9 protein-coding genes are annotated in these 12,356 nt (G+C 65.0%); 3 read left to right on the top strand and 6 right to left on the bottom strand.

Annotated features, from left to right (window positions below):
• Positions 1-137 precede the first annotated feature (137 nt).
• Positions 138-1,076 carry a DMT family transporter gene (locus OKW29_RS36735; protein WP_429294383.1) on the bottom strand — a complete coding sequence of 313 codons (939 nt, stop codon included), beginning with the start codon at positions 1,074-1,076 and terminating at the stop codon, positions 138-140.
• A 112-nt stretch (positions 1,077-1,188) separates the two neighbouring features.
• Between OKW29_RS36735 and OKW29_RS36730 the strand changes: the two genes are divergently transcribed.
• Entirely contained in the window at positions 1,189-1,659 is a 471-nt protein-coding gene (locus OKW29_RS36730; RefSeq protein WP_184062678.1) for an Lrp/AsnC family transcriptional regulator, read from the top strand.
• Positions 1,660-1,708: 49 nt separating this feature from the next.
• Here the strand turns inward: OKW29_RS36730 and OKW29_RS36725 are convergent, their stop codons facing one another.
• The gene (locus tag OKW29_RS36725) at positions 1,709-2,599 is read right to left on the bottom strand and encodes an alpha/beta fold hydrolase (protein WP_429294382.1); all 891 of its coding nucleotides are present in this window, start codon (positions 2,597-2,599) and stop codon (positions 1,709-1,711) included.
• A 313-nt stretch (positions 2,600-2,912) separates the two neighbouring features.
• Between OKW29_RS36725 and OKW29_RS36720 the strand changes: the two genes are divergently transcribed.
• Complete coding sequence (locus OKW29_RS36720; protein ID WP_184051266.1) at positions 2,913-3,872, top strand: NAD(P)H-dependent flavin oxidoreductase; 960 nt, start codon at positions 2,913-2,915, stop codon at positions 3,870-3,872.
• A gap of 42 nt (positions 3,873-3,914) precedes the next feature.
• Here the strand turns inward: OKW29_RS36720 and icmF are convergent, their stop codons facing one another.
• The 4 genes from icmF to OKW29_RS36700 all read right to left on the bottom strand — a co-directional run bounded on the left by icmF (position 3,915) and on the right by OKW29_RS36700 (position 10,619).
• Entirely contained in the window at positions 3,915-7,307 is a 3,393-nt protein-coding gene (gene icmF, locus OKW29_RS36715) for a fused isobutyryl-CoA mutase/GTPase IcmF (protein ID WP_429294381.1), read from the bottom strand.
• Positions 7,308-7,425: 118 nt separating this feature from the next.
• The gene (locus OKW29_RS36710; RefSeq protein ID WP_429294380.1) at positions 7,426-8,358 is read right to left on the bottom strand and encodes a LysR family transcriptional regulator; all 933 of its coding nucleotides are present in this window, start codon (positions 8,356-8,358) and stop codon (positions 7,426-7,428) included.
• A 151-nt stretch (positions 8,359-8,509) separates the two neighbouring features.
• Entirely contained in the window at positions 8,510-9,595 is a 1,086-nt protein-coding gene (locus OKW29_RS36705; RefSeq protein WP_429294379.1) for a porin, read from the bottom strand.
• 505 nt (positions 9,596-10,100) lie between these two features.
• Positions 10,101-10,619: a hypothetical protein gene (locus tag OKW29_RS36700; RefSeq protein ID WP_429294378.1), complete on the bottom strand. Its 519-nt coding sequence runs from the start codon at positions 10,617-10,619 to the stop codon at positions 10,101-10,103.
• Between the two features lie 557 nt (positions 10,620-11,176).
• On the opposite strand from OKW29_RS36700, the gene OKW29_RS36695 reads away from it, so the two are divergent.
• A complete protein-coding gene (locus tag OKW29_RS36695; RefSeq protein ID WP_429294377.1) occupies positions 11,177-12,202 on the top strand; it encodes a bile acid:sodium symporter family protein in 1,026 nt (341 codons plus the stop codon).
• Positions 12,203-12,356 lie beyond the last annotated feature (154 nt).

The following is a 12,356-nucleotide window of genomic DNA, read 5'->3' as shown; positions in this document are numbered from 1 at the left end:
GGTGATTTCCCTACAGAAATTAGACGCCACGTTTTACGAATGCATACATGATCTGTCATCAAACGGCGTTAGGCGCTTGAACGCTTGCGCGTTATTCCTGGATCCGTAGCAATATCCGATTGAATGTCGAATCGGCATCACGTGGACGATAAGCGCTTTCTCTGCGGCACGATCCGCCACCCGAGATTGACGCCCGCCGCCGCCAGCAGAATCAGCGCGGCGCCGAGCACCTGAATCCATGCAAGCGTCTGTCCGAACGCGAGCCGGTCGACGATGATCGCGACCACCGGATAGATGAACGACAACGCGCCCGTCATCGACGTCGGCAGCTTCTGGATCGCGCCATACAGCAGCACGTACATGAGACCGGTATGGACGACGCCGAGCACGATCAGTTCGAGCCACTGCGCGCCGTTTGCCGGCAACGCGTCGAAGCGTACGAACGGCGCGAGCAACAGCACGCCGAGCGATACCTGGATCAGCGCGAGCAGATGCGGCGGCGTGCCCTTCAGCCGCTTCGTGATGATCGACGACACCGCGTACATCGCCGCCGCGCCGACCGCATAGGCGACGCCGACCAGATACTGCCCCGGCACCGCGAGCACGGCCGGCTCGACCTTCACGACGAACACGAGCCCGACGAACGCGACCACGAGCCACGCGATCGTCGATGCGCTGATGCGCTCGCGAAACACCAGCGCGCCGAGCCCGACCAACATGAACGGCTGCGTGTTGTAGACGGCCGTCGCCATTGAGATCGACGCGCGTGAATACGCGGCGAACAGCAATACCCAGTTCACGACGATCGCCGCGCCGCCGAGCAACGCGAGGCCGAGCATCTTCCACGAAAACAGCTCGCGGCGGAACAGGCCGAGTACGGCACACACGAGCGCGAGCGTCGCGCCGCCGAAAATGCAGCGGAAAAACACCACGTTGAACGGGCTTTGCTGCGACGACACGACGAGCCAGCCGATCGTGCCCGACATCAGCATCGCGATGCTCATCTCCGCCGCGCCACGGCGGATGTCGCTGGGCGAACTGCTCGAGGTCGTGACGGAAGCCTTGTTTGAAGCCATGATTCGATCCCGGATTGTGACTGCATAACTGGCAGTCTAATTAATCCACCCGCGCGAATACATGGCTAAACTTAAGCGTTACCGCATTTTCACCTCATAAACGAAGGCCATCATGAGCAAACGCCTTGCATCGATCGCGCCGGTCGCACTCGACGACACCGACCGCGCACTGCTCGCCGCGCTCGCGCAGGACGCGCGCCAGCCGGTCAGCGAACTCGCGCGCGTCGTCGGCTTATCGGCGCCCAGCACGGCCGAACGCGTGCGGCGGCTCGAAGCGCAGGGCGTGATCGAGCGCTTCACCGTGCAGATCGATCCGCGCGCGCTCGGCTTCACGCTGCAGGCGGTAGTGCGCGTGAAGCCGCTGCCCGGGCAGTTGCATCTGGTGGAGGAAGTGATCCGGCGCATTCCGGAGTTCGTCGAATGCGACAAGGTGACCGGCGACGACTGTTTCATCTGCCGCCTGTACCTGCATTCGATCGAGCAGCTCGACGAGATCCTGTCGAAAGTGACCGAGCGCGCGGAGACCAGTACGGCGATCGTCAAGTCGACGCCGGTCGCGCGACGGCTGCCGCCGCTCGGCTAACGAAGGTCCATCGCAGGTCAAACGAAGGTCGCGCGAAGCAGCCCGGCGCTTATTGTTCGAGCGTCTCGAAAAACGACAGCATCTCGGCGACCAGTTCGTCCGGCGCTTCCTCGGGCAGATAGTGCCCGCACGATAGCGCGCGGCCGCTCACGTCGCGCGCGACATGCCGCCATTCGTCGAGCGCATCGAAGCATTTTTCGATCACGCCCTTGTCGCCCCACAGCACCCGCAGCGGACAGCCGATCTTGTTGCCGCGCTCGATATCGGCGCGATCATGTTCGAGGTCGATGCTCGCCGACGCGCGATAGTCTTCGCACATCGCGTGCACCGCGCCCGGTTGCGCGAGCGCCGCCCGATACGCGTCGAGCGCGGCGGGATCGAACGGTGCGAGACCCGCGTGACGTCCGCCCATCACCGCGTCGACATAGGCGGCCGGATTTGCGCCGATCAACGTTTCGGGCAGCGGCTCGGGCTGGATCAGGAAGAACCAGTGGAAGTAGTGCGTTGCGAACGCGCGGTCGGTGGCTTCGTACATCGCGAGTGTCGGCGCGATATCGAGCAGCATCAAACGCTCGACCGCGTCGGCGTGATCGAGCGCCATCCGGTGCGCGACGCGCGCGCCGCGATCGTGCGCGCAGACGAGGAAGCGCTCGAAGCCGAAGTGGCGCATCACCGCGACCTGGTCGGCGGCCATCACGCGTTTCGAATACGGTGCGTGCGCGGCATCGCTCGGCGGTTTGCCCGACGCGCCATAGCCGCGCAGATCAGTTGCGATCACCGTGAAGTGCTGCGCGAGCGGCGCGGCGCAGCGTTCCCAGATCAGATGCGATTGCGGATGGCCGTGCAGCAGAAGCAGAGGCGGCCCGGCGCCGCCCTTCACTCCGAAAATGTCGACATCGCCCACGGCGACGCGAAAAGACGTGAAATTTTCGAAGGCCATGACGTCTCGTTGATCGTTTGAGGTCCGTGCATTGTAGAAGGCCAACAGGTCCGTGCGCGGTGGGATAGCCCACGCAGACATGGAACCTGAATACTCCTTCGAACCGTTCCAAACGGGCCTACCGCGCGCGGGTCGTCCACTTCGCCTATAATCGAACGACCGTTCTTAAATGTTTGGCGCGACTTCGGCATGCCGGTTTCGTTCGATTGCCACACGCATTCGCCGGTCAACACGTCGCAAGCCGTGTGCCGCTAAACTCATCTATTCGCCGGCCGCACGTCGCACCGGTTGGCCCCATCTGGAGACTCGCACCATGGCATTGCCCGCCGTTCTGCAAAACCTCGCGCTACCCGTCGTCGCTTCGCCGATGTTCATCGTCAGCTATCCCGAACTCGTGCTGGCGCAGTGCAAGGCCGGTATCGTCGGCTCGTTCCCTGCCCTCAACGCGCGCCCGGCCGAGCTGCTCGACGAATGGCTGACGCAGATCCAGGCGCAACTCGCCGGGCACAAGGCCGCGAACCCGGATGCGGTGATCGGCCCGATCGCGGTCAATCAGATCGTTCATCAGTCGAATGCGCGGCTCGAGCACGACGTGCGCGTCTGCGTCGAGCACAAGGTGCCGATCTTCATCACCAGCCTGCGCGCGCCGGCACGCGAGATCGTCGATGCGGTGCATAGCTACGGCGGCATCGTGCTGCACGACGTGATCAATCTGCGTCATGCGCAGAAAGCGCTGGAAGCCGGCGTCGACGGGCTGATTCTGGTCGCATCGGGCGCGGGCGGCCACGCGGGCACCACCTCGCCGTTCGCGCTGGTCGGCGAGGTGCGGCGCATTTTCGACGGCCCGATCGTGCTGTCGGGCTCGATCGCGAACGGCGGCTCGATTCTCGCCGCGCAGGCGATGGGCGCGGACCTCGCGTACATGGGCACACGCTTCATCGCCACCAAAGAAGCGCACGCGGTCGACAGCTACAAGCAGGCGATCATCAACGCGAAGGCGTCGGACATCATCTACACGAACCTGTTCACCGGCGTGCACGGCAACTACATCCGCGAAAGCATTGCGAACGCGGGGCTCGATCCCGACGCGCTGCCCGAATCGGACAAGACCAAGATGAACTTCGGCGGCGACAAGGCGAAGGCGTGGAAGGACATCTGGGGCGCGGGCCAGGGCGTCGGCCTGATGGACGACGTGCCGGACGTCGCCGAGCTCGTGCGGCGCCTGAAGAAGGAATACAACGACGCGAAGGCGCGGCTCGGCATCGCGCGCTGAGGTGAAGAACGGGGCGAGCCGGGCCGCCCGCTCGCTCGCGGCCTACATATTCCGCCGATACTGCCCGCCCACCTCGAACAGCGCGTGGGTGATCTGCCCGAGCGAACAGACGCGCACCACGTCCATCAGCACCGCGAACACGTTGCCATCGTCGATCACCGCGCGTTTGAGGCGTTCGAGCGCCTCGGGCGCGGCGTCGCGGTGGCGCGTCTGGAAGTCGCGCAACCGCCGCAGCTGACTCTGCTTTTCCGCGTCGGTGGAACGCGCGAGCACCAGCGGCCGCGGCGCTTCATGCGGATGCGCGCTCAGGAACGTATTGACGCCAACGATCGGATACGAGCCGTCATGCTTGCGATGCTCGTACAGCATCGACTCGTCCTGAATCCGTCCGCGCTGATAGCCGGTTTCCATCGCGCCGAGCACGCCGCCGCGCTCGGTGAGCCGCTCGAACTCGGCGAGCACCGCTTCCTCGACCAGGTCGGTCAGCTCGTCGATCACGAAACTGCCCTGATTCGGATTCTGGTTCTTCGCGAGCCCCCATTCGCGATTGATGATCAGCTGGATCGCAACTGCGCGGCGCACCGATTCCTCGGTCGGCGTCGTGATCGCTTCGTCGAACGCATTGGTGTGCAGCGAGTTGCAGTTGTCGTAGATCGCGATCAGCGCCTGCAGCGTCGTGCGGATGTCGTTGAAATCGATCTCCTGCGCGTGCAGGCTGCGGCCCGACGTCTGCACGTGATACTTGAGCTTCTGACTACGCTCGTTCGCGCCATAGCGCTCGCGCATCGCGATCGCCCAGATGCGTCGCGCGACGCGGCCGAGCACCGTGTACTCCGGGTCCATGCCGTTCGAGAAGAAGAACGACAGATTCGGCGCGAAGTCGTCGATCGACATGCCGCGTGCGAGATACGCCTCGACGTAGGTGAAGCCGTTCGCGAGCGTGTACGCGAGCTGCGAGATGGGGTTCGCGCCGGCCTCGGCGATGTGATAGCCGGAAATCGACACCGAATAGAAATTGCGCACGCCGTGTTCGACGAAATACGCCTGAATGTCACCCATCACCTTCAGGCTGAATTCGGTCGAGAAGATGCAGGTGTTCTGCCCCTGGTCTTCTTTCAGGATGTCGGCCTGCACGGTGCCGCGCACGTTTTCGAGCGCGGCGCGGCGCGTTGCGGCGAGTTCGGCTTCGGTCAACGGGCGGCCTTGCTGTTGCTCGCCCAGCGCGATCCGCTGGTCGATCGCGACGTTGAAGAACATCGCGAGGATCGTCGGCGCGGGGCCGTTGATCGTCATCGAGACCGACGTATCCGGCGAGCACAGATCGAAGCCGTCGTACAGCGTCTTCATGTCGTCGAGCGTCGCGACCGATACACCCGAATTGCCGACCTTGCCGTAAATGTCCGGGCGCTCGTGCGGCTCCTCACCGTAAAGCGTCACCGAGTCGAACGCGGTGGATAGCCGTTTGGCGGGCATGCCTTCCGACAGCAGCTTGAAGCGACGATTCGTGCGCTGCGGATCGCCCTCGCCCGCGAACATGCGCGTCGGGTCCTCGTTCTCGCGACGAAACGGAAACACGCCAGCGGTGAATGGGAAATAGCCGGGCAGATTGTCGAGCATCAGCCAGCGCAGGATCTCGCCGTGATCGACGAATTTCGGCAGCGACACTTTGCGGATTTCGGAGCCGGACAGCGTCGTGACCGTCAGCGCGGTGCGGATTTTGCGCTCGCGGATGCGCACCACATGTTCGTCGCCGGAATAGGCGGCCACCGTTTGCGGCCACGCGTCGAGCAGCTTGCGTTCGCGCTCGCCGAGCGCGGCGCCGCGTTGGTCGATCAGCGCATCGAGCGACGAGGCGTCGCTGCCCGCCTCGCCGAGCATGCGGCGCGTCTCGACGATCTGCCAGCGTTCCCGCGCGATTTGCGCCTGCGCGTCGGCCCGCGCTCGATAGCCGCGTACCGTCTGCGCGATGTCGGCCAGATAGCGCACGCGCGCGGGCGGCACGATTGCATGCAGGTTGCTCGAAAAGCGCAGGCCTTCGGTCGCGCCGAGCCGTGCGCCGCCCTCGCGCAGGCCGTGCGTGCGCAGCGCATTAGCGATGCGCCGGTACAGCGCGGTCACGCCGTCGTCGTTGAAGCGCGACGCGATCGTGCCGAACACCGGCATCGCGTCGGGCGATGTCGCGAAGTCCCCGCGATTGCGCTGCACCTGCTTCGCGACGTCGCGCAGCGCATCCTGCGCACCCTTGCGATCGAACTTGTTGATCGCGACGAAGCTCGCGAAGTCGAGCATGTCGATCTTCTCGAGCTGGCTCGCGGCGCCGAACTCCGGCGTCATCACGTACAGCGATTCGTCGACGAACGGCACGATCGCCGCATCGCCCTGACCGATCCCCGACGTCTCGACGATGATCAGATCGAAGCCCGCCACCTTGCACAGCATCAGCGCGGCGGGTAGCGAATCGGAGAGTTCGGTCGATGCCTCGCGCGTCGCCATCGAGCGCATATAGATACGGGCGTCGCCGCGGGCGCCGCCGCCCCAATCGCCGATCGCATTCATGCGGATGCGGTCGCCGAGTAGCGCGCCGCCGGATTTTCGGCGCGACGGATCGATCGCGAGCACGGCGATGTTCAGCGTGTCGCCGTAGTCGAGCCGGAAGCGGCGGATCAGCTCGTCGGTCAGCGACGACTTGCCCGCGCCGCCGGTGCCGGTGATGCCGAGCACCGGGATGCGTGGCGCTTGCGCGAGCGTCGCCAGCTGGTCGCGCGCGGCGGCGTCGACGCTGTTCGTTTCGAACGCGCTGATCAGTTGCGCGAGGCGGCGGAAGATCGGCCCGGCGGGATCGGCGGGGTGCGAGCCAGCAGCAGTGCCAGCGTGCGGGGCATGGGCCTCACCGCAACGCGGCAACGGCCGCCCGGCCAGCTCGGCGAGCCATTCGCGCACCGGCGTCGGCCGCGCCGCGTCGGCCGCGCGCGCCCCTTCGACGCAGCGCGCGATCATGTCGTCGATCATGCCTTGCAGACCGAGCCGCTGACCGTCGTGCGGCGAGTAGATTTTTTCGACGCCGTCGCGTTCGAGCGCGGCAATTTCCTCGGGGACGATCACGCCCCCGCCGCCGCCGAACACCTTGATGCGCTCGCCGCCGCTTGCACGCAGCAAATCCACCAGGTAGCGGAAGTATTCGTTGTGGCCGCCCTGATAGCTCGACACGGCGACGCCGTCGGCGTCCTCGTTGAGCGCGGCGGTCGCGACTTCAGCGACGGAGCGGTTGTGGCCGAGGTGGATCACCTCGACGCCGCTTGCCTGCAGGATGCGCCGCATGATGTTGATCGACGCGTCGTGGCCGTCGAACAACGCGGCGGCGGTGACGAAGCGCAAGCGCCGGCCCGCGGGCAGCTCGTGGCTGCCGGCACGCTGCGGCGTGGACAGATCGGTCATGTCTCCCCCAGATCATTTAACTGATGGGTGTTCACAATCAGTATATAGAAACGGGGTAACACGGCGCCGGGGCGCGGGGCGGGCGATTGGCGACGTATGCTCGGTGCTTCGCGAAACGCTATCGCACCGCCAACGCCTTGATCTCGTCGAGCGACGGCCACAGCGATTCGTTTGCGAACCGCGCCGCCAGGAAATCGACGAACGAGCGCACCTTGGCCGATAGATGCCGCCGGCTCGTGTAGACGACGTGGATCGGCAGCTCCCGCGGCGGCACCTGGTCGACGAGCAGCGGCACGAGCCGCCCTTCGGCGAGATCGCTGCCGATCACCTCGGTGCCGAGCATCGCGATGCCCGCGCCATGCAGCACGACCACGCGCTGGGCCTCGAGCTGATTGACGATCAGGTTGCCCGACAGGCGCACACGCGAGCCCGCGTCGCCGGTCGCGACTTCGAGCGCCGATACGCCCGCGTACTGCAGATAGTTGTGGCGCGCGAGATCGTCGACGCTCTTCGGCGTGCCATGCTTGCGCAGATAGGCGGGCGATGCGCACAGCACCAGATGCGCGGTCGCGATCTGCCGCGCGATCAGCGACGACGACTTGAGCCCGCCCGGCGACGCGCGGATCGCGACGTCGAAACCCTCGTCGATCAGCTCGACGACGCGGTCGGACAGTGTCATATCGACGGTGACCTGCGGATACTGCGCGGCGTAGTCCGCGACCGCGGCCATCACGTGATTCAGGCCGAACGCCGACAGCGACGACACCCGCAGCCGCCCGTGCGGCACGACGCTTGCCGCGCCGACCGCCTGGCCGGCTTCGTCGAGCTCGGTGAGCGCCTGACTCAGCCGCTCGTAGTACTCGCGGCCTGCCTCGGTCGGCGCGACGCGGCGCGTGGTGCGGTTCAGGAGCCGCGCGCCGAGCTGCTGCTCCAGATGCATCACATGCTTGCTCGCCATTGCCGCCGACATCTCCATCTTCTCCGCTGCGCCGACGAAACTGCCGGCTTCGACCACGTGGCGAAACACTTTCATGCTGACGAGGGTGTCCATCTCAGTCGCTCGCTTCAGGAATCAATCGACGTCATTTTGCCGGGTTTATCAAAAGGACGGCAGCAAACGCTCGTATTCGGCGGCGCCCGAAAACGACAAAGCCCGCGTTCCGGGCGGAACGCGGGCTTTGCGGTGACACCGTGGGCCGAGCTCAGAACTTCGCGCGCAACCCCGCGCCATATGTATTGCCGCTCGACTGACCGGTGATGTGGTCATACAGGTACGCGGCATAGACATCGGTGCGCTTGGACAGCGGATAGTCATAGCCGACCGCCGCCGTCTGGCGCGTCTGGTTCGAACCGCCGCCGTTACGCGAGTACGCATACGACGCCATCACCGTGCCGGGCCCGAACGGCACCGTGACGCCGCCCTGGCCCGTGTTGACGTGCCAGCTCGTGACCTGCTGGTCGTTGTACGTGTACATGTACTGGCCGTACAGCTTGACGAACTTCAGGTCGTACGACACGCCCGCCTGCGCGACGCTCTGGCTGCGCAGACCCGGCACGCCCGACGTTTCGAAGCTGCCGAGGTCGCCCGGCACGTTGTTGAAGTTCACGTACTGGTACACCGCCGTCGCCGCGAACGGCCCGTGGAAGTACAGCACCTGGCCGCTCCACTTCTTCGCGCCGTTCTGGGTCGTGTTGCCTAGCGCGTACATCGCCGTCGCCGACAGACCGCTGAAGTTCGGCGTCGCATACGACACCGCATTGTTCCAGCCGGAGTCGCCGGTCACGCCCTGGTCGGTCGTGTAGGTCGGGAAGGTGCCGAGGCCGAGGTACACGTGATAGACCATCGGCGAGAACACGTACGAATCGACGAACGGGTTGAACAGGATCGTCGACACGAACAGCGGCGTCGTCAGGCGGCCGGCGGTCACCGTGCCGTACGGCGATTCGATGCCGACGTACGCGTTGCGCGAGAACGTCGTGTCGCCGGTGAAGCGGCCGTACTCGCCGGTTTGCGCGCGGAAGAAGCCTTCGATAGTGAAGATCGCCTTGTAGCCGTTGCCCAGATCCTCGGTCCCCTTGAAGCCCCAGTACGACGTCGACATGCCGCCGCCCGACACGACCACCGCGGTCTGGCCGCCCGGAAACTTCTGCGAGCCGACCCATTCGTCGACCTGGCCGTAGAGCTGCACGCTCGATTGCGCGAACGCCGACGACGCGCTCGCCAGCGCGGCGACGCATGCGGTGGCCTTGAGAGTAGTCTTCAGCGCGCTGCTGAGGCTTGTGTTCATGGGTTCTCCAATTTTTGTCAAAAGGGTGTGGCTGTGCGAAAGGGGGCGCTCGCGCGAAACGTTGTTGTTATCCGTTCGATCGTCGAGTCAATCTGGGCGGGTCCCATCTTTGCGGACCATTTTTATAAACAAAAATATCGCTGCTTATTGCGGGTATATCGGTCTGATTAGTTTGGTCGGTTATCGGCCTGATACGACGCTTCAGAGCGGACTGGCGCCGCCCCCTGGAGGCAATGCGGCATGCGGCGAACGGCGCGCCACAGCGTGCGTGAACGCCTTAAATGACAGGCCGATGACGCGACGCGGCAGAATGCCAAGGATTTGACGCTGACGGGTACTTCGATGCCGGGTGTTTTCAAAAAAGTGTGGCGTCGAAACGTCAGATTCGGGGCTACAGCGGGGAGGAAGGCGCGCGAAGCCGCGCGAGGGATCGCGGGAAGGATGTGGAAGACGGGTTTCGGGACTGCGGTGGGGGCGCTGCGGTGGTTTGCGAAATCGCGCTCAGTTAATTCCGGTACGGTGAACCGCCCGGCTGACGCGGATCGTCGGCTGGGCGTTGCAGCGGGCGCGCTGCGCCACGCTCTTCGTTGTAGCGGGCCACGTCGGCGCGGATCGAGCCGTTGCGCATCGGCATGTTGGACGGGGGATGCGGCACCGGACGCGACTCCGCGCTGACCGGCGTGATCGCGCCCGCATAGCCGGACGGATCGCCGACACGGCGCATGCCGGACTTGTAGCTGCCGAAGCCATAACCGAAATTGGCGTCCGCGATATTCGGGTTGCCGCGCTGCGCGCGTGCGTCACGAGAAGCCATCGCATTGCGCGAGCCGCGCGGAGCAGGTGCGCCGCCCGCACCGGCATAACGGCCGTCGCCACGCATCTCCATGCGCGGCGCGCGCCCGGCAGTGTCGCGCGAATAAGCGCCGCCATGCGGCCCACCCGGCTCCTTCGCATAGGCGAACGAGCACAGCACGGCGATGACCGCGCCCCACGCCCAGTGCCTCGTTCTCGACAACCCGTCCACCTGTGACTCTCACGCCCGAAGACTTGCCTGAAATCCACCGTTCGAGCTGCGATGGACCTGTTGCGGGAGGAGAAAAGCGCCGCGTTCCTGTCGCGGCGCAGGGCATCCCTGCGGCCTTTGAACGAGTAATTTATGGTCGGGGGCAGAGGGTGTCGAGCCAAAAAGTGTTAGGTCTCGTCGGTGGATGTAACACCCTGTTACTGCGGCGTTTTTTCGCGCCGGAGCCCTCGTGCGGACGCGCCTCGGCGGCTTGCTGGCCGGCGTTTTCGCCTGGTCCGCGCGGGCGCCGTTTGTTGCAAATGAACGCCGCTTGCAACGTCAATGGTTAAACGGTTTGTCGCGAGAAAGCACCTCGCCAATACTGAAACCTGGGCGCGTCGCACGAATGGGCTCGGCCTGATTGGGGAGTCAATGCGCAAACTTCATTAATCGATTCGGCAAATGAATTTGCGTTTTCAATCGGCTTTCGACAACAATAGCCGCTTTCCATTGGCATGGACCACGCCCTGACAGACCCGTCCCATGCTTACACCGCGTCATTGAATCGAGATTGCGACATGGCCCGCCCGAAATTCCTGCCCGATAACTTCACCCTGTGCCTCGTCGGCACCGTGATCCTCGCCAGCTTTCTGCCCGTTCATGGACAGGCCGCCGTGGGGTTCAACTGGGTGACGAACATCGCGGTCGGCCTGCTGTTCTTCCTGCACGGCGCCAAGCTGTCACGCGAGGCGATCATTGCGGGCGCGACGCACTGGCGCCTTCACCTCGTGGTGCTGCTGAGCACGTTCGCGCTGTTTCCGCTGCTCGGCCTCGCGCTTAAACCGGTCCTTTCGCCGCTGGTCACGCCGTCGCTCTACGCCGGCGTCCTCTTCCTCTGCACGCTGCCGTCGACGGTCCAGTCGTCGATCGCGTTCACGTCCATTGCCAAGGGCAACGTGCCGGCCGCGGTATGCAGCGCGTCCGCCTCGAGCCTGCTCGGCATCTTCGTCACTCCAGCACTCGTCAGCGTCATCGTGACGAGTCAGGCCGCGAGCGGCGGTGCGTCGCCGTGGCATACGATCGGCAACATCGTGCTGCAACTGCTCGTGCCGTTCGTTGCCGGCCAGCTGCTGCGCCCGCTGATCGGCAAGTGGATCGAGAAGAATCGCGGCGTGCTGAAGTTCGTCGACCAGGGCTCGATCCTGCTCGTCGTCTACGGCGCGTTCAGCGAGGCCGTCACCGAAGGCCTGTGGCACACGATTCCGCTGTCGGCGCTCGGCGGCCTCGTCGTGGTAAACGCCGTGCTGCTCGCGCTCGCGCTGGCCGTGACGATCTTCGCGAGCAAGCGGCTCGGCTTCAACCGCGCGGACCAGATCACGATCATCTTCTGCGGCTCGAAGAAGAGCCTCGCCGCCGGCGTGCCGATGGCCAAGGTGATCTTCGCGTCGCATGCGGTCGGCGCCGTGGTGCTGCCGCTGATGCTGTTCCACCAGATTCAGCTGATGGTCTGTGCCGCGCTCGCGCAACGCTGGGGCGCCCGCGACCTCAGCGGCGAGAGCAATGCCGCGGCGCGGCGACCCGCCGCCGCCGTCGCGCGCCGTTGAAAACACACGCAATGCAAACAGGACATTCATAAGCGCCCTCCCTGAGCGTCGTTTTGATCGTGTGAAGCAAGCCGCCTTCGGGCGGCTTTTCTTTTGGCTCTTCACGGGCCTTTGTCGTTATTTCACGCGCAAACGCTCTCGCTGTCGCCTCGGC

The organism is Paraburkholderia sp. CI3 (assembly GCF_050436505.1).
Lineage (GTDB): Bacteria > Pseudomonadota > Gammaproteobacteria > Burkholderiales > Burkholderiaceae > Paraburkholderia > Paraburkholderia tuberum.
Note: the sequence above shows the minus strand (reverse complement) of the source record. Positions and strands in the feature narration are given on the sequence as shown.

Bases quoted from the DNA above. Each gene is read 5' to 3' on its own strand.
- OKW29_RS36735 (WP_429294383.1), bottom strand. From the start codon at position 1,076: ATGGCTTCAAACAAGGCTTCCGTCACGACCTCGAGCAGTTCGCCCAGC.
- OKW29_RS36705 (WP_429294379.1), bottom strand. From the start codon at position 9,595: ATGAACACAAGCCTCAGCAGCGCGCTGAAGACTACTCTCAAGGCCACC.
- OKW29_RS36725 (WP_429294382.1), bottom strand. From the start codon at position 2,599: ATGGCCTTCGAAAATTTCACGTCTTTTCGCGTCGCCGTGGGCGATGTC.
- OKW29_RS36695 (WP_429294377.1), top strand. From the start codon at position 11,177: ATGGCCCGCCCGAAATTCCTGCCCGATAACTTCACCCTGTGCCTCGTC.
- OKW29_RS36730 (WP_184062678.1), top strand. From the start codon at position 1,189: ATGAGCAAACGCCTTGCATCGATCGCGCCGGTCGCACTCGACGACACC.
- OKW29_RS36710 (WP_429294380.1), bottom strand. From the start codon at position 8,358: ATGGACACCCTCGTCAGCATGAAAGTGTTTCGCCACGTGGTCGAAGCC.
- icmF (WP_429294381.1), bottom strand. From the start codon at position 7,307: ATGACCGATCTGTCCACGCCGCAGCGTGCCGGCAGCCACGAGCTGCCC.
- OKW29_RS36720 (WP_184051266.1), top strand. From the start codon at position 2,913: ATGGCATTGCCCGCCGTTCTGCAAAACCTCGCGCTACCCGTCGTCGCT.